We start from the raw sequence: 17033 nt of genomic DNA on the forward strand, positions 1-17033 counted from the left end.
GCGTCTGAAGAGACGCGCGGCACTGTAGGTCGACGGCGCCTGGGAGCAGGCGCCGTCACGCTCAGAAGCACTAGAGACGCTTGTAAGCCTCCAGCGCCGCGTTGAAGGCAGCATTCAAAGCGTCTTCCGGCTTTTTGGTCCCCGAAAGCACGTCGCCCATCATGATCTGGATCTGGTTGGAGATTTCAGGATAGATCGGCACACCCGGGCGTGCCTGTCCGTCGACCAGAGCCTTGGCGAAGGTCTTGTTGGCTTCGGTGGAAAAGACCTCATATTTGTCGAACAGCGATTTCCTGGTCGGCAACTGCTGCTGCAGCGCGTTTGCCGGCCCCATGTAGACCTCGCGGGCGAGGTTGGCGCACATCTCGACCTTGTCCTTGTCCTTGCTGAAGGAGGCGATCGTCCAGCCGCCGGTGCCGGTCGAACGCTGATCGGCGCTGGGGCCGGGGATCGGCGAGAAGGTCCAGTTGTTGAACTCGTCCTCGTCGAGCGTGGCCTTCAGCTGCGCATATTGCCAATTGCCGCCGATGAAGAGAGCCGTCGTCGCCGCTGCGGCCGCAGCGTTCATATCGTCGTAATTCGCGATCGTGCTGACGCGCTTGGGCGCGGCGCCGGAATCGACGAGATCCTTGAAATAATTCAGCGCCTTCAGGAATTTCTCCTTGTTCTCGCCTTCGCCGAATACTGGCTTGCCCGAGTCGTCGACGAGCTTGCCGCCCAGCGCCCAATAATTCGCGAGCCAGTCGAAGGTCGTCCCTTCCCAGCGCCCGCCATTGAAGAGAACGCCTTCCATGCCTTCCTTGGTGGAGGCGAGTGCGGCCTTTTTCAGGTCGTCCCATGTCTGCGGGGCGTCCGCAACGATCGACTTGTTGCGGTAGAGCACACGAAGGTCCGTATCCCACCACCAGGCGCGGACCGTCTGGTCCTTATCCGTGATGCCGCTGCGGATGAAGGGGAACAGGTCATCCACTTCCTCCTTCGAAAAATACGGCGTGAAGTCCGCAAGCACGTGATTGACCATGAATTGCGAAAGCACGAAGGAGTCGACAGCGGCGCAATCAGGCGCGTTGCCGGCCTTGGCCTGCTCCAGCATCTTGGCCTGTTCCGTGCCGATGTCCGAGGACATGAATTGCATCTGCAATTTCCAGTCCGGGTGCTTCTTGATGAAATCGACGAAGAGCTTCTGATAGCCCTCGGCGATCGCCGGATCCGAATTGTTGGGACTGTCGTTCGTCAAACGGACGACGAGGGATTTTGGCGCATCGGCAAGGCCGATCCTGTCCTTCGTGGCAAGTTCCTGGGCAAATGACGTAGATGCTGAAAATAACATGGTGCTCAGCGCAAATGCGCTGATGGTGGCGCTCTTCATGATGGGTCTCCTCCCCATTTTGAACGGATACAGCCTGGCGGTCAGTTGACCTCTCCTCATTTCCGTGCTGCATTAATTAGATTAAGTTACTTTGATTTGATGTCAAGCCACAGCTTGGGAGGCCAGAACCTGGGAGGTTGAGATGCTGGCGACAATCAACAGCAGCTAGTGCACAGTTCCGGAAAATCGAGATCGATTTTCGGAAAAGGATCTGCGCCGTGAGAGTGATGGAGCGTCCTGTGGGACACGCGGCGCGTCGACCGCAATTTTCCTGAAGAAGAGCACGAGGCAATCGCGGATGGCTGCGATGGCGTGAGTGCGGTTTGCCCCGGCCGAACTGCGGCAGGGAAGTTAATTCTATGGAGGATAAGATGCGTTTACTCATTCTCGGTACCGGCGGCATGGCCAACCAGCATGCCGCCAACTTCAAGGCGATCGAAGGCGTCAGCGTCGTCGGCGGCGTCGATGTCGTGCCGGAACGGCTCGCGGCCTTTTGCACTGAACATGGCATCGCTAACCGTTTCACGACCCTTGAGGAAGCTCTCGCCTGGGGCGAATTCGACGCTGTCGCAAATGTCACGCCGGACCGCATTCACCACCCGACGACGCTACAGGCGATCGCCGCCGACAAGCACGTCTTCTGCGAAAAACCGCTCGCCACCGATGCGATCAAGGCCATGGAGATGACCGAGGCCATCGAGCGATCGGGCAAGGTCGGCATGGTCAATTTCACCTATCGCAATTCGCCCGCTCTCCAGAAAGGCCGGCAGATGGTTCTCGCCGGCGAAATCGGGCAAGTGCGCCATGTCGAGGCGTCGCATCTGCAAAGCTGGCTGGTCGGTCGTCACTGGGGCGACTGGAAGAGCGAAAGCAAATGGCTGTGGCGACTGAGCAAGAAGCATGGATCCAACGGCGCGCTCGGCGATATCGGCATCCACATCGTTGATTTCGCGTCCTACGGCTCCGGCCTCGACGTTGCTCATGTCTTCGCGCGGCTGAAGACCTTCGACAAGGCGCCGGGCCACAAGATCGGCGAATATGATCTCGATGCGAATGACAGCTTTACGATGAATGTCGATTTCACCGGCGGGGCGATCGGGACGATCCAGGCGACGCGCACGGCGGCCGGACAGATGGATCAGCTGCGCCTCAGGGTCTATGGCGAAACCGGCTCGATCGAGATGATCTACGATACCGGAAAATCGACACTTCGCGCCTGCCTTGGAGAAGACGTGCACACCGCGACCTGGCGTGACGTCCCCTTCGATCCGGTCGAGACCAACTACCAGCGTTTCGTCCAGGCCGTGCGGGCGGGCAGGACCCAGGAACCCTCGTTCCGGCGGGCGGCCAATATCCAGAAAGTCCTGGACAAGGCGCTGGCCTCCGATCTCAGCCGCGCCGATGAAGCGCTCGGCTGACCCGGCCATCAGGCGGAAGCTGGCGGCAGCAGCAAAGTGTTGAGGAAGGGCAGGAGTGCTGCACCAAGCGCAACACCGCCACCGCTGAAGCTCGCGGGTTTCATCGGCGAAATCCAGGGCGTCAGCAACGGTCTCGTGGAAGTGTCGCGCCGCTCGATGGAAAGCTGATGGATCAGCGCTTCGATCACGCTCTGCGACAGATCGCTCCCGATCATGACGACGCTCGGCGCGAGAAAACCGGCCATGGCGATGATCGGGTCGAGCAGATGGCCTGCGGCTTCCCGTATCCATTGCGACAGCAACGGCGAGGAGATTTCCTCGCCCTTCAGCAGGCTAGTGAACGCCTGATCGCCAATCCGTGATCGCAGGGATTCGAAACCGACGACGGTATTGAGCTGGACATTGTCGGGACCGGTCAGCATTTCGCCGATGCTGCCTGCCCGGCCGTGGACGCCGGAATAGGGAATACCGCGAATGAGAAAGCCTGCCTGAACGTCGTCGTCGATGATGATCATCGCAAGTCCGCCTTCCCTGCCGGAGCTGCCGATCGTGCGCTCGGCGAGAAGGCTCGCCGTACACTCATTCTCGACATAGGGACGCGCAATCGTCGACATCGCAGCGATCTGATCGCTTTGATCCTCGGTCCAGTCGTTGGCGGCGATGCCGAGCCCGATGATCGGCAATGCGGGGTGGCGATCGACCATATCCCTGACGGCCGCATGCACCAGGCCGACTTTGTCAGCAGGGTCCAGCTCGATATAGACCCGGTCATGGACCTGGCCACTCAGATCGATGAGCACGGCCTCGCCACGCCTTTGGCGAAGCTTGACGCCGATCGAGAAAGCACCTTCTGGGCGCAAGGCAAACTCGGTAGCGGTGGCCCCTCCGCCAAGGCCATTGCGGCGGTTGGAGGTGACAAGCTTTTCCTCGGCCAGTCGGCGGAGAATATTGGTAATGCCGGGGCCGGTCAGGCCGCAATGCCGGCCAAGCTCCATCCGCGTCAGCGGGCCATGTCGGCGGATCGCTTCCAGGATGACGCGAATATTTCGATCGGCGATTTCACCGGACCGCAGACCGACTGTTTTGGCGCGTGGGGCGCCCATCTCCTGAGTGTGAAGCCGACGCGGCCCTGACCGAAGATACCGCATGACTGTCTTCCTAGAGCACCATCTCGATTGTGTATCACGCTTGCAGGTGTTCGTAACGATTTTCCAGTAGATGCTTGTAACGAAGGGCCGCGGCTCTACCAGTTAAGGTGTGCTCGGAATTACTTGCGTGGAGAGTTGAATTCAACGCATGACTGATGAACATTCTCCCGCCGCCGACCGCGACCCAAACGCCACCCAGCCAATTCTAGTATTGCGAGGGAGCATTAGATACCTCTTCATGTTCCTTGGCGTCATGGCGCTCCTTTTCGTCTACCTCTCACTTATCGCCCTTGGGCAGATCGAAATGAGCAGACCTACGAGCGGTGTCGGAGAGGGCCTGTTCGCGATCCTGTTCCTCGTCGTCATCGTTTATGTTGCGGTAAAGGCTCGGCAGGTAGACTTCCGGAAGCCCACAATGGTGATCGGGCCCTACGGTATCGCTGGTCAAAAGCTGCCGAAGCTCATCCCTTGGTCAATGATCGAACGCGTTGATATCCCTCAGGCCGAGCAGGCGGGATTTATCTACCTGACTGTGCGCAAAGATGCTGATCCGGAGATACTTGAACAGTTGCGCAAGCGGCAGCCTCTTGAAAGGACCGTCGCGATACCGCACGGTTCCGGGGTTCAGTTCAAGCGAAGTCAAGGACATCGTAAATCGCTACTTTGAACGCTCACGACAAAGCTGAAGCGGAATGAATATTTGCTTCCGACGGCTCATCCGCTGATGTCGCTCGTCGAGCAGCCATTGCCTCTAATAGCTGCAAGGACGATCGTTGCCGAAGCCGTCGCGGCAGGCAGGTCTGAGCCCATAGTCGACGCTGCTATATCCAACCGAGCCGGTTTGCATCGAGTCATTCGAGGTCGTCGTGCAGGATGACGACGATACGGCAACCACGATGACGGCTGTCGCGGCTGTCAACAATTTGCGGACTTGAAGCATCCCACCCTCCCCAGCGCTGCGTGAAATCTGCGATATCAGTGCAATTCTCGGTCAAATAGGGCCGACGGGGGTTTCGATAACTGTTGTTGTCGATCAAGATCTCGTTATTCCGTGAAGGTCCAAGCGTTTCATTCAATAGCTCACCTCGCGGCAGCACAGCAGCGTTTCTCATCCCTTTCCAGCACCCGAGTTGAAGCGGACGATGAGATTTCCAGGTAATCGGGGTTGATATTCGCGTAGCCGCGACGGGTTCCACAAACAGTTCCGCCATCGGCGAAAATCTCGACGATTCCGCAATCATGAAACAGACGAAGGTCCTTTCCGTCGGCAAGCTCCGCCACGTAATGGATCGAGCCGTCGTCCTGGGCGAGCCGGATCGAGAGAATACCGCCAGCGACGCCCACCTCGAAGGCAAGTTCGCCGCCCTGCGTCGCAACGACCTTGCTGCCTTCCAAGACTCCGGAAAGGCAGATTTCAATGGGAGCCATCGGTAGCGAGAATTTACCGCTTTGGTCCTCGACGACAGGGTCAGCGGCAAACTGATCGTCGACTTCGATCGTCGGCAGCATGCGCAGCCTCTTCCTGTCTTCACTCAAACTTAGAACACGTGGTAGAGACATCTCCCCGGAATAGGCTGAGCCCTCGGGCTTGCGATATTCCCAATTGAAAAGCCAGGCAAAGGCGATCTGGCGCCCTCCCGCTTCGAAACTCTGCATCGCATAATAATCGGTGCCGAAATCCAGCAATTGCAGTTCCGGCATGTCGGGTATGAAGCAGTCGTCGATAAACTCGCCGACCAGCGCATAAAGGAGATTGTGGCGCCGTGTTCGTGGCTCAACATGGCCAACAAAACCCATCACCAGAACCCACTTTTCCTCCAGCCGAAAGAAATCCGGGCATTCCACCGCACGCGCGCCTTCTTGGCGGAAATTAACCGGCGCACGGTAGAGCGGCCTGAGATATTGCCAATCGAGGCCGTCGCCGGAGCCGAACAACAACACCGCGGGATCGCCTTCGATCGATGCGCCGAGTATCATGCGATAGGCGTTGGCTGCGTCGTCCCACCAAACCTTTGGATCGCGGAAATCGTGTTCGACCCCATCGGGACGCTGCTCCAACACCGTCACAATGCCTTCCGCCTCGATCATCCGCCGATCTGGGCGCGCTATTTTCTGAATTTCCCGATAGCCCTTGAAAAGGTCATAGGCGGGCAGGCGCTCGGTGTAAAAGAACATCAAACTTCCATTTCGATCCCGAAAGGCATTGCCGGAGAATGCGCCTCCTGTGGCGTCGAGACGCCACAGGTTCTGTTCGGGATGCAGAAATACCGGCATGTGAAGCCAATTGACCAGATCGCGGCTGGTCGCATGTCCCCAGTGCATCGGTCCCCAATCACTGCCGCCGGGATGGAATTGATAAAAAAGGTGCCATAGCTCGTCGATCTTGCAGAGACCTACGGGATCGTTCATCCAATGCCGGATTGGCGAGAAATGAAGTGCAGGACGATCCGGATCGGACCGAAGCCAAGCTTCAATTTCCGCGCCGGTGCGTTGAAGGATCCCTTTTTCCGAGAATTCAAACACTGTTATACCGGTCTCGTTCACGGTTTGAGGCTGATACCCATAGGCCCACAGAACAGCGTCCGGCGCATTGGTGACAATGGTGACCTCGCAAGCTTCCCTGTGGTGATATTTGAAAAACTCCGGATGGATGGCAAATGACCGAACCTGCCAAACCGTTTTCCCGTCAATGTCGATACGAAAAAAGCCGCCGCCCGCGCCCCAAAATTCCAAGTGGTACCCCGAGGGTAGGAACAGGTTTTGCTTCATCAACGGGTCATCTTCCCGATCCATTTGGTTCGCCATGAACACAACTCCGAATAGTCACTGGATTTTCGACCGACGGCCTAGCTCTGCTCGGTCTAGTGAAACTCTGCCGACGATTGCCCGGGAACTGGAGTGCCCCTGAAAGCATTCACTGTTCTGTCCATCTCGACCTGTTCGGCACGGCCTGAATCCAGAACTGTATTCCGCACCGAACCCCGTTGCACCAGTACTGCCGTTACCTCGAGCGCCTTCAAATTGTCAGTTGAAAGCAATGCGCCCACTTGCGTTGAAAAACAGGCGCTGTTTGGTGCGTCGTTGATTTGCGACATTTCGGTTGTGGCCACGATGTGATTATTGGCGATGTAGTTGCCGCTTCCGGAAACGACATTGATGATCACAGGCTTTGCGGCGGGAGGCTTGATATATTGAGTATCGATCGTTTCTGAAATGTGGTTGGCGATGACCGAATTGTTGTTGCCATCAATGTGCAAGAGTCCAAACAAGTCATCCAGGCCGTTATCGTACTTCTGCATGGGCGCCCACGGCTCGCGATCTCGCAGGAAGTGATTTGAGGACACCAGGTTTTCGCAACAATTCGCAGCAAAAACCAGCATTCCGGGATAGAAGGAATGGAATCTGTTTCCTGTGATCGAGGAACGCACCACGCCGGAAAAATAGACGCTGCTCGCGCCTCGCGGGAAGACGTTGTTTGAAGAGACCAGGATGCCGCCGTAATTTTCAGCGTAGACGGAATGTCCTCTATATCCGGCTCCGACAAAATTATTCGCTATCCTCGAGGCCTGCCCCATACCTTTCAATTCGATACAGTTGCCGCACTCTGCAATGAAATTATTGTCTATCGCCAGCGCATCCGCATCATGAACAGTCACTCCATGTTCCAGATAGATAAGGCCCATACCCGTTATTCGGAATGAGTCATTGGCGCTGCCCACATAGATTCCCGTTTTGCCATTCCTGTAGGTATTTTCCGCATCATTCTGCCCCGAACCGTCGTCCATGAAGTGCAGGCCATCGATGCAAAAATCGGCAAATTCCACAGAGCTTATGCGAGGATTGCCGGTGCGCTTGACGTAGAACGCGGCTCCGGCAGCCTCACCGTCGGCGGCGTCCGGAGACATGTCCACACGTATGCGACTTCCGCCCGGCCACACTTCACGCCACTGTGCCAGTTCGTTTGCAGGTGTATTGAAACGGATGCTCGAAGACGTAAATCCATGTCCCGAGCCGACAATCTTCAGATAGCTCAGGTCTATAACGACTTGGGTGGCAAGACGATAATCGCCTGGCGGTATATAGATCACTGCTCCGGGCTTTCCGCCCTCATTCTGATCGGGAACCGCTTGCCTGCTTTTAATATCCGCAATGATGCTATTGATGACCGATCCAATGTCCTCCTGGGGGTTGCCTAAGGGATATTGTGTTACGTCGTAAAAGTTGTCACTTGCCATAGTTCATGTCTCCGCGGCCATTTCCTACTCCACAGCGAGAGTAGGCCGATGTTCTTGATTGGCTTGTCGTGCCCAAGCCGCCTGGGAAATGCGTTCAACCGGCTCTCTTGTTCGAGTTGGAGCAGGATCCTGCGCACCATCACCAGATGCTGGAGCGACTGTCGGGTTCAAAGAAATGGAGTTCGTCGGCATCGACAGCGATGCGCGCGATGTCACCTGCGCGGACTGTGCTCTTCGGAGAAAAACGGGCTACAGCAGCCTTTTCGTTGCCGATGTCGGCGACGGCGTCCGGGTCGCCGGCATCCACCCGGGTTGCGTCGATATTCAGATGCACCATGGATTCAGAACCTAACGCCTCGACAAGAGTGACCGGCGCCGAAATCTCGGCCGAAGAGGGCCGGATTGCGGCGTCGTTCATATGCTCGGGCCGGATACCGACAATGAGCTGACGGTTGGACGCACCGTTGAGCGAGGGGCGGCCTTCGAAAACCCGGTCGGGGATTTCCAAGCTGTTGCTGCCCAGGGTCAGCGTCCTCCCATTCAGAACGGCCTCGTACAAATTCATCGAGGGCGATCCGATAAAGGCGGCGACAAAGACATTGTCAGGGCGATTGTACAGGTTTTGCGGTGTGTCGACTTGCTGCAGCACACCGCCTTTCATGACAGCGACGCGGTCACCCATCGTCATCGCCTCGACCTGGTCGTGGGTCACGTAAATCGTCGTGACATTCAGTTTTCTCTGGAGGCTGGCGATCTCGGCGCGCATCTGCACGCGCAGCTTGGCATCGAGGTTCGACAGCGGTTCATCCATCAGGAAGGCCGCTGGTTTGCGGACGATCGCCCGTCCCATGGCGACACGCTGACGCTGGCCTCCTGAAAGGAGTGCCGGCCTGCGGTCGAGCAAAGTCGTCAGTTCGAGGATGCGGGCTGCTTCGTCTACGCGGCCGGCAATCTCGGTCTTCGGCAGGCCTGCCATCAGCAAGGGGAAGGCAATGTTCTCCCGCACGGTCTTGTGCGGGTAGAGCGCATAGGACTGAAAGACCATAGCGATGTCACGATCCTTGGGATCGACATCGTTGACTAACCTGTCACCGATTTTGAGTTCACCGCTCGTAATGCTCTCCAGGCCAGCGATCATCCTGAGCGCCGTCGACTTTCCGCAGCCGGACGGGCCGACGAACACCATGAACTCGCCATCCCTGATGTCGAAGCTCAGATTGTGCAGAGCGTGAAAGCTGTTTCCGTAGACCTTGTTGATATTGTGCAATTCTATGCCGGCCATGCCTTTGCCTCCCTCATCCCTTTACAGCGCCGAAAGTCAGGCCGCCGACGATCTGTTTTTGCAGTGCGAGCGTTACGATGATGACCGGCAGCGAGTAGAGGACGGCTGCGGCGGTCATCGCCCCCCAGGCGAGCCCGTAGACCGAATTGTATTCGGCGATGACGATCGGCGCCGTTTTGGTCGCCTCGGACGTCAACAGCAGCGCGTAGAGGAACTCATTCCAGCTTGTAATGAAGGTAAAGAGCGCGGTGACCGCTATCCCCCCTGTCATGACCGGAAGCACGATCTTTCGAAACGCCTGGAATCGTGTGCAGCCATCCATGCGCGCCGCCTCTTCGAGTTCCTTCGGTATGCCCTCGAAGAACGCGGACATGAGAAGCAGTGCCAGTGGCACCGCAGCCGACGTGTGAGCGAGCACCAGGCCTGGAATGGTATCGAGCAGACCCACAGATTTCAAAAGCTGGAACAGCGGCACTCCGAGCGCCACTGACGGCACCATGCGCGTCACCAGGGCGAAGAGCAGGAAAATGGTGGTGATCCGGCGCCGGTACTGCGTGGCAACGTAAGCAGCAGGCACGGCCACCGAAAGCGAGAGAGCCGTCGTCAGCACAGCGACGGTAAGGGAATTGACGAAGGCTCTCGGCAAAGTGGAGGATTGCAGCACTTCGCGGAAATTCTCGAGCGAGACAACGGCGGGGAAGAAGCTTGGCGGGATCTGCTGCACATCAGCCGCCGGCTTGATGGAGGTCATGAGGAGATAGATGTAAGGCAGCGCGTAGGAGAGCACCAACACGAGGGCTGCCGCGTTGATCAGGATTCCGCTGACATTGAGGCGGGGAGCTCTACGCATGGACCGGCCTCCATATCTTCCAATAGGCGACTGCCGCCAAAAGCATCATGACGATGAGAAACAATGTTCCGGACGCGGAAGCCTCGCCGAGATCGCCGAACCGAACCATGCGCTGGTAGATGTTCATCGAGAAGACTTCAGAAGCGTGACTGGGACCACCCTGCGTCTGTATCCAGATCAGGTCGAATGTCTTTGCAGCATCCACGCCCCGCACGATCACCACGACGGCGATCACCGGCCGCATGAGGGGAAGGGTGACATGCCAAAAGCGCTTGAGCGCATTCGCCCCGTCCATCCGCGCTGCCTCCAGCAGGTCTTTCGGGATGTTCGTCAGCCCGGCATAGGACACAAGGGCGACAAAGGAAGTCGTCAGCCAGATGTCGGCAAAGGAAACAGAATAGATGACGATATCTTCGCTGGACAACCATGCGATCGCTTCCGGATCGCTAATCAGACCCAATCGGACGAGCCCGTAGTTCAGGATGCCGATATTGCCGACGAGCAGAAATCGCCAAAGTAGACCCGCTACGATGGGCGGAACCATCAACGGCAGAGCGAAAATCGTGCGATGCCACCGCGATTGACCGGCAAGCGCCGAAAAAAGCAGCGCGGCACCAAAACCGAAGGTGAATTCGAAGAACAGCGCGAAGAGCGAATACTGAACGGTCCGCAGAGCGCTTTCCATGACACGTTTCGACGTCAAGGCATCGACATAGTTCTGCAGGCCGACCCATTCGCGAATATGGGGCGTGATCGTATCGACCTTGAAAAAGGAATCGAATACCAGGAGCCCCACCGGGTAAGCGACCAGCACGCCGAGGATGGCGACTGCAGGCGCGAGCATGCAAAGTACAAATCGGTCTTCACCCGACATGTCCGTCTCCGAAAGCTAAGGGTGGGGCATATTTTGCCCCACGATGTGGAGGAATGTACGAGGCTAGTTGAGAATGTCCTCGATCGTTTCCTTGGCTTCCGTCAGGACCTCCCCGATATCCGCCTTGCAGGTGAGTGCCTGCTGGACAGCCGGCAGCACCGCTTCATCGACTATTTCCTGATATTTTTCATTGATCGGTCGGCCCTGGGTGGCAGGCGCGCTCAGCGTCTCAAGAAGTGGGGGGAAGTGCTCATAGCCGGCCTTGCCTGAATAGCTCCGATAGGCGGAATTCGTCGCGGCAAGGCCGAGGGGAGCTTCGATACCCAGGGCATTATTGGCGATAGCAAACGAGATGAATTTTTTCGCCGCATCCTTGTGCTCGGATGTCGAGGGAACGACGTTATACCAAGGGCCGGGAACAGCTGCGATCCCGGCCTCGCCGGCCAGCATCGGCACCACGCCGACCTTGCCGCTGACCTTTGAATCCGGGGGCGTCATCTTGTAGGCGTGCGCCCAGAACTTCATCATGGCTGTTTTGCCCTGGTAGAACAGGTTCTGCGCCTCGCCCCAGCCGATCTCGTTCACATTTTCGGGAACGGAATGATCAATGCAGTGTGGCGCGATGTAGAATTCAAGTGCCTTCTTGTGCGCCTCATTGTCGATAATGACCTGCCCGTCCTTATCGAGGATCACCCCTGGCGAACCCGCCTGCAGCACATGCGCCATCCATTCCTCTGAAAACGTGCCGATGGTGTCGGTGCCCCAGAAGTCTGTCTTTCCATCGCCGTCAGTGTCACGCGTGAAGAATTTCGCAATGTCGCGCCACTGCTGCCAGGTTTTTGGCGGCGCGAGAGGATAGCCATACTTGGCCTGAAAAGCCTCCTTTTCCTCAGCCTTATCAAACAGGTCCTTGCGATAGAACACGATCTCGGCATTGGCCCAGGCAGGCATGCCGATCAGTTTGTCACCGACCTTCGCGTCGGCAAGCAAGGAAGGCGGCAGATCCGCGCGAACCGCATCGGTGAAAAGAGCCGAAAGATCCTCGACGTGGCTCGCGAATTTCGCATTCCACACGACGTCGATCGTCACGACATCGAACGCGGAAGAGCCTGAGGCGATTTCGGCTGAGAACTTGTCAAAGACGCCCTGATAGGGAACGGTCGTGAAGTTCACCTTGATGCCTGTTTCGGCAGTAAACTTCTCGGCGACCGCCTTCTGCAACATTTCGCCGCCGCCTTCGACCAAGATATTGATGGTTTCGGCATTGGCAGTGGCGGCTATGAAAACAAGCGCGAGTGCGCTGGCACCAAGCAATTTCTTCATTGATTCCTCCCTGTTGGCTCGCTGCACTTGCACTGAGCCCTCCTTCTTGCTGCGAAGGTAGTCCCCGTATGACGACGTTGTCAATATGAAATGACGACGTTGTCAGAAAAATATGTCGACGTTGTCATGCGTCTGGTTTAAAACAAATCCGGGCAAGGAGATTGGCATACATGGTGAGCATAGTCAGCGTCGCGAAAGTGGCCGGAGTTTCGAACAAAACTGTGTCTCGGGTCATTAACGGCGAACCATATGTGACCGAGGAAACCAGGGAGAGGGTCGAAAGGGCAATTCGAGACCTCGGATATGTGCCGAATATGGCCGCGCGCCAAATACGCTCAAGTCGCTCTAACACATTTGGCATCATCGCTGACTACGTGTCGACGACGCCTTATTCAGTGGATATCGTTCGCGGGATCCAAGATTGGGCCAATGCTAACGGCAAGACCATCCTGATGGCAAACACGGGCGGTGCATCCGAGCAGGAAATTAAAATTTGGAAAATGTTCCAATCGCACCGCATTGACGGTGTTCTCTACGTTACTATGTACCATCGCATCGTTGACCCCGAAACCGGCGACGTCGGCATCCCCACAGCCATGATCAACTGTCGACCTCGCACGAGCGAGCTGTTGCCGTCGATCGAGCCCGATGACTATCAGGGTGCGCGAGATCTTACCCGCTATCTACTTGAGCGGGGTCATCGAAAGATCGGCTATATCCGGCTCAATCCCATTTTGCTTGGCGCGGAACTGCGCCTCGATGCTTTCCGCAAAACCACCGGAGACTTTGGCCTTGCGGAGAGCGACCTAAGTATCCGTCTAGGCATGGAAGGACCGGTAGGAGCAGAGAAGAATTACGTTTTTGCTGCCGCCACCGAGATGCTTCAACAAAAGGATCGACCGACCGCAATCATGAGCGGCAACGACGAAATGGCGATCCAAATCTACATCGCGGCCATGGCATTGGGTCTTCGGATTCCCGAGGATGTCAGTATTGTCGGCTTTGACGATTTCCGGACGGTTTCCCTGGCGCTGAGGCCGGAGCTGACCACCGCCGCTTTGCCATATTATGAGCTCGGCCTGCAAGGGGCGGAATTGTTGAATAGCGTGGTGGCGGGAAACGAAGTTTGCCCGAGCAGTCGAGTTATGTCCTGCAATTTGGTGGAGCGACTTTCGGTCTCCTCCTTGTAATCTGACCTCATGCACGAGAGCGTCTAGTCGAGCAAGCTTTCGCAAGAACATGGCGTAACGGTGATATCCGTTAAACCGGGAGGGGTTCACTTCTTCCGGGCTTGACGCCAAATCAAAGTTACTTAATCTAAGACTCTGCAAGCCTGCTTGGAGGAGGGGGCAGGGCAATCGCGATGTCGGTCGCGCCATCTTCATCTCCCCCAAAACCATGACCATGACCCCAAAAGCATGACGACAAGATTGTCAGCCGTCGATTTTCAACAGGATAAGCCATGCCTCTGACCATTGCCCAGCGCCTCGATCGTCTCAAAGTTCGCATTGCCGAGTTGGCTCATTGGCGAGATCGACAAAGCGCTGCGATCGACGGCTGGACTTTCGAGGGCGAGCCGATCGGACATCACCAGGATTGGCCGCACCGCCAGGGGGTGGTGCATTTTGCCGCGACCGCTGAAGCGCCGGAGGCGTGGCCTCTCGCAGACATTCGCCTGCAGCTCGATCTCGGTGGCGAGAGCCTGATTACGCTCAGCTATCCCGATGGTGAGACGGAAACATTCGGTCTCGATCCCTATCATCAGGAATTCCCGGTGAAGGGCCGCCGCTTCTCGATCGCGACAGAAACCGTCGCCCGCTTTCCGTTCGGCGAACCCAATCGCGCTCCGCGGCTCAACAGGGCCCGGTTTATCTGGCTCGATGGTCCAGCTCACCGCCTGCATCTTCTGTTGAAGCAGGTTGCCGAGGCAATCGAGGTGCTCGGCGAGCATGAAGTCGTGCCGCATCTGATGGATGCCGCCGAGCACGCGTTGCGCAGTCTCGATTGGCCGTCGGATACGGCGGCTTATATCTCCCGCACATCCGGCGCCGTCATGCAGCAAAAGATCTGGGAACTGCCGGAGCTTGAAGCTAATCCCGCAGGCCTCACGAACGAGCAAAGCGCTTCGGCAGCCACGGCCTTCGAGGCTCTGACGGCGCGGCTGAAGGAGCTGCAGAAGCGCTTCCCGCCGAATGGAGAACTGCTGCTGACGGGCCATGCGCATATCGATCTCGCCTGGCTTTGGCCCTATCGCGAGACGCGGCGGAAAATGCGGCGCACCTTCAACACAGCCCTGTCGCTGATGGAGCGCTCCGACGATTTCCGCTTCAATCAATCGACCGCCCATTATTACGCGCAGATGGAAGAGGAGGATCCTGAGCTTCTCGATCGTATCAAGAAGAAGGTCGCGGACGGAAAGTGGGAAACCGTCGGCGGCATGTGGGTGGAGCCCGACACGAACATGCCGACCGGCGAAAGTCTCGCCCGTCAGGTTCTCTATGGCCAGCGTTATTTCGAAAAGACCTTCGGTACCCGCCATACGGTCTGCTGGCTGCCGGACTGCTTCGGCTTTTCAGGCGCGCTGCCGCAAATCCTGAGACAGGGCGGCATCGACAGTTTCTTTACGATCAAGGTCAACTGGAGCGAGACCAACCATATCCCCTCCGATCTCTTCTGGTGGAAGGGCCTCGACGGCAGCCAGGTGCTGACCCATACGTTCGACAATCCGATGCAGGGTTATAACGGCTTCGTGCAAGCCGATTGCTACGTGCCGACATGGAAGAATTTCCGCGGCAAGACGCAGCACGATACTTCGCTGCTGGCTGTCGGTTATGGAGACGGCGGCGGCGGCGTCACGCCCGAGATGGTCGAGCGCGAGGTGCAGTTGCGCGATTTCCCGGCGATCCCGCAGGCACGCTGGGGCACCGTCAAAAGCTATTACGAGCAGGCGCACCGCACCGCTGGGGAAAAGAACCTTCCGGTGTGGGATGGCGAAATCTATCTGGAGCTGCACCGCGCCACGCTGACGTCGCAAAGCGGCGTCAAGCGCAAGCATCGCCAGGCCGAACGGGCGCTGATCACCGCCGAAACCATCACTTCGCTGGCGCATATGCTCGGAGCAGACAGGCCCCGAAGCCTCGAAGCGGATTGGCGCGTGGTGCTGAAGAACGAATTCCACGACATTCTGCCGGGCTCGAGCATCCGCGAAGTCTATCAGGATGCAGAGCAGGAACTGGACGGCGTCATCGAACATGCCAAGGCCGAACAGGCGGGGGGATTGCAAGCGCTGTCGACCAAGCTGCCGAAGGGCGGGGTCGGCGATGCCCTCGTCGTCGTCAATCCGTCTCTTGCGGCCAGACCGCTCAGCGCGACACTCTCCGACGGCACGGCCATCGCGGCCGCCGATCTCGTCGCGCCCTTGTCCGTCGCGGTCTTTGACAAGGGCTCGCTCAAACCCGCAGGCGGGCTGAAGGCAGGCCCCGACCGTCTCGAAAACGACCACCTCGTCGTTGGCATCGGCAAGGACGGGGCGGTTTCGAGCCTCCTTCACAAGGCCACGGGCCGGGAAGCGGTCGACGGCTCGGCAAACCAGCTCTGGGTCTATCCGGCCGACAAGCCGCGCAACTGGGACGCCTGGGACATCGATGCGGATTATGCCGAAAAGGCCGTCCGCCTCGAGTCGCCTGACAGTATCGCACTCGTGGAAGACGGGCCGCACCGCGCGGCGATCCGCGTCGTTTACCGTTACCGGAATTCGAGCGTCACGCAGACTTATGTGCTGACCGCCAACGCCAGGCGGCTCGACATCGAAACGACGATCGACTGGCATGACCGCCGCACGCTTCTACGCACCCTGAACCCCGTCGCTGCGCAGGCCCGCAAGGCGACGTTCGAATGCGCCTTCGGCATCGTCGAGCGGGCAACGCACACGAATACGTCCTGGGAGCAGGCGATGTTCGAGGCCGTCGCGCACCGCTTCGTCGATATCAGTGAGCCGGACTTCGGGGTCGCGCTGCTCAACAATGCCAAATACGGCCATAGCGCCCGCGGCAATGTGATCGGCATGAGCCTCGTGCGCGGGCCGATCTATCCGGATCCGCTCGCCGACGAAGGTGAGCAGAGCTTCACCTATGCGCTGATGCCGCATGAAGGCGCCTGGCATGAAGGCGGCGTTCTCGACGAGGCGATCGATCTCAACCAACCGCTCGTCTCAGCCGAAGCCAGTGGCCTCTCCGCCGGCACTTTCGCGCCGCTTGCGGTCACCGGCATTCCTGTCGCGTTCTCAGGCCTGAAGCCGGCGGAAGAGGGCGATGGTCTCATCCTGCGCCTCTATGAACCGGCCGGCCGGCGCGGCAAGCTCTCCCTCGACCTGCCTTCCGGATGGGCAGCATCCCAGCCGCTCAACATTCTCGAAGAGCCGATGGAGCGGAAGGGACCTGCCGACATCATGCCGTTCGAAATCCGGACCTGGAAGCTGAAGAAAGCCTGAGGCTATGTCTTGGCCGACGGCTCTCTTTCACTTCGGTGCCGCGGA

General features: G+C 58.0%; 14 protein-coding genes. 4 read left to right on the forward strand and 10 right to left on the reverse strand.

Annotated features, from left to right (window positions below; all coding sequences use genetic code 11):
• Positions 1-70 precede the first annotated feature (70 nt).
• Entirely contained in the window at positions 71-1369 is a 1299-nt protein-coding gene (locus ELH03_RS24210; protein ID WP_128404222.1) for a type 2 periplasmic-binding domain-containing protein, read from the reverse strand.
• Positions 1370-1740: 371 nt separating this feature from the next.
• On the opposite strand from ELH03_RS24210, the gene ELH03_RS24215 reads away from it, so the two are divergent.
• Positions 1741-2787, forward strand: a complete 1047-nt coding sequence (locus ELH03_RS24215; protein WP_130766782.1) for a Gfo/Idh/MocA family protein — start codon at positions 1741-1743, stop codon at positions 2785-2787.
• Positions 2788-2795: 8 nt separating this feature from the next.
• On the opposite strand, the gene ELH03_RS24220 is transcribed toward ELH03_RS24215, so the two are convergent.
• Positions 2796-3935: an ROK family transcriptional regulator gene (locus tag ELH03_RS24220; protein ID WP_130766783.1), complete on the reverse strand. Its 1140-nt coding sequence runs from the start codon at positions 3933-3935 to the stop codon at positions 2796-2798.
• 148 nt (positions 3936-4083) lie between these two features.
• Between ELH03_RS24220 and ELH03_RS24225 the strand changes: the two genes are divergently transcribed.
• A complete protein-coding gene (locus ELH03_RS24225; protein WP_245504889.1) occupies positions 4084-4602 on the forward strand; it encodes a hypothetical protein in 519 nt (172 codons plus the stop codon).
• 84 nt (positions 4603-4686) lie between these two features.
• On the opposite strand, the gene ELH03_RS38030 is transcribed toward ELH03_RS24225, so the two are convergent.
• The 8 genes from ELH03_RS38030 to ELH03_RS24260 all read right to left on the reverse strand — a co-directional run bounded on the left by ELH03_RS38030 (position 4687) and on the right by ELH03_RS24260 (position 12499).
• Positions 4687-4875, reverse strand: a complete 189-nt coding sequence (locus tag ELH03_RS38030; protein WP_130766784.1) for a hypothetical protein — start codon at positions 4873-4875, stop codon at positions 4687-4689.
• Entirely contained in the window at positions 4787-4972 is a 186-nt protein-coding gene (locus ELH03_RS37525; RefSeq protein ID WP_165420529.1) for a hypothetical protein, read from the reverse strand. Before ELH03_RS37525 ends, ELH03_RS38030 begins: the two co-directional genes overlap by 89 nt.
• A 43-nt stretch (positions 4973-5015) precedes the next feature.
• Positions 5016-6704, reverse strand: coding sequence for a glycoside hydrolase family protein (locus tag ELH03_RS24235; protein WP_130766957.1), 1689 nt, complete (start codon positions 6702-6704; stop codon positions 5016-5018).
• Positions 6705-6796: 92 nt separating this feature from the next.
• Entirely contained in the window at positions 6797-8170 is a 1374-nt protein-coding gene (locus tag ELH03_RS24240; protein WP_130766785.1) for a NosD domain-containing protein, read from the reverse strand.
• A gap of 139 nt (positions 8171-8309) precedes the next feature.
• Positions 8310-9452: an ABC transporter ATP-binding protein gene (locus tag ELH03_RS24245; RefSeq protein ID WP_130766786.1), complete on the reverse strand. Its 1143-nt coding sequence runs from the start codon at positions 9450-9452 to the stop codon at positions 8310-8312.
• 13 nt (positions 9453-9465) lie between these two features.
• Entirely contained in the window at positions 9466-10302 is an 837-nt protein-coding gene (locus ELH03_RS24250) for a carbohydrate ABC transporter permease (protein ID WP_130766787.1), read from the reverse strand.
• Entirely contained in the window at positions 10295-11176 is an 882-nt protein-coding gene (locus ELH03_RS24255; RefSeq protein ID WP_130766788.1) for a carbohydrate ABC transporter permease, read from the reverse strand. Before ELH03_RS24255 ends, ELH03_RS24250 begins: the two co-directional genes overlap by 8 nt.
• Positions 11177-11239: 63 nt before the next feature.
• Complete coding sequence (locus tag ELH03_RS24260; RefSeq protein ID WP_130766789.1) at positions 11240-12499, reverse strand: ABC transporter substrate-binding protein; 1260 nt, start codon at positions 12497-12499, stop codon at positions 11240-11242.
• Positions 12500-12669: 170 nt separating this feature from the next.
• Here ELH03_RS24260 and ELH03_RS24265 point away from each other — a divergent pair, with 170 nt between their 5' ends.
• Both ELH03_RS24265 and ELH03_RS24270 read left to right on the forward strand, forming a co-directional pair.
• The gene (locus ELH03_RS24265) at positions 12670-13689 is read left to right on the forward strand and encodes a LacI family DNA-binding transcriptional regulator (protein WP_130766790.1); all 1020 of its coding nucleotides are present in this window, start codon (positions 12670-12672) and stop codon (positions 13687-13689) included.
• Positions 13690-13961: 272 nt separating this feature from the next.
• Positions 13962-16988 carry an alpha-mannosidase gene (locus ELH03_RS24270; RefSeq protein ID WP_130766791.1) on the forward strand — a complete coding sequence of 1009 codons (3027 nt, stop codon included), beginning with the start codon at positions 13962-13964 and terminating at the stop codon, positions 16986-16988.
• Positions 16989-17033 lie beyond the last annotated feature (45 nt).

The organism is Rhizobium beringeri (assembly GCF_004306515.1).
In the GTDB taxonomy this organism is placed as follows: Bacteria; Pseudomonadota; Alphaproteobacteria; order Rhizobiales; family Rhizobiaceae; genus Rhizobium; species Rhizobium beringeri.

Excerpts from the sequence above, each read along its gene's own strand:
- ELH03_RS24210 (WP_128404222.1), bottom strand. The coding sequence starts at position 1,369 with ATGAAGAGCGCCACCATCAGCGCATTTGCGCTGAGCACCATGTTATTT.
- ELH03_RS24215 (WP_130766782.1), top strand. The coding sequence starts at position 1,741 with ATGCGTTTACTCATTCTCGGTACCGGCGGCATGGCCAACCAGCATGCC.
- ELH03_RS24220 (WP_130766783.1), bottom strand. The coding sequence starts at position 3,935 with ATGCGGTATCTTCGGTCAGGGCCGCGTCGGCTTCACACTCAGGAGATG.
- ELH03_RS24225 (WP_245504889.1), top strand. The coding sequence starts at position 4,084 with ATGACTGATGAACATTCTCCCGCCGCCGACCGCGACCCAAACGCCACC.
- ELH03_RS38030 (WP_130766784.1), bottom strand. The coding sequence starts at position 4,875 with ATGCTTCAAGTCCGCAAATTGTTGACAGCCGCGACAGCCGTCATCGTG.
- ELH03_RS24235 (WP_130766957.1), bottom strand. The coding sequence starts at position 6,704 with ATGAAGCAAAACCTGTTCCTACCCTCGGGGTACCACTTGGAATTTTGG.
- ELH03_RS24240 (WP_130766785.1), bottom strand. The coding sequence starts at position 8,170 with ATGGCAAGTGACAACTTTTACGACGTAACACAATATCCCTTAGGCAAC.
- ELH03_RS24245 (WP_130766786.1), bottom strand. The coding sequence starts at position 9,452 with ATGGCCGGCATAGAATTGCACAATATCAACAAGGTCTACGGAAACAGC.
- ELH03_RS24250 (WP_130766787.1), bottom strand. The coding sequence starts at position 10,302 with ATGCGTAGAGCTCCCCGCCTCAATGTCAGCGGAATCCTGATCAACGCG.
- ELH03_RS24255 (WP_130766788.1), bottom strand. The coding sequence starts at position 11,176 with ATGTCGGGTGAAGACCGATTTGTACTTTGCATGCTCGCGCCTGCAGTC.
- ELH03_RS24260 (WP_130766789.1), bottom strand. The coding sequence starts at position 12,499 with ATGAAGAAATTGCTTGGTGCCAGCGCACTCGCGCTTGTTTTCATAGCC.
- ELH03_RS24265 (WP_130766790.1), top strand. The coding sequence starts at position 12,670 with ATGGTGAGCATAGTCAGCGTCGCGAAAGTGGCCGGAGTTTCGAACAAA.
- ELH03_RS24270 (WP_130766791.1), top strand. The coding sequence starts at position 13,962 with ATGCCTCTGACCATTGCCCAGCGCCTCGATCGTCTCAAAGTTCGCATT.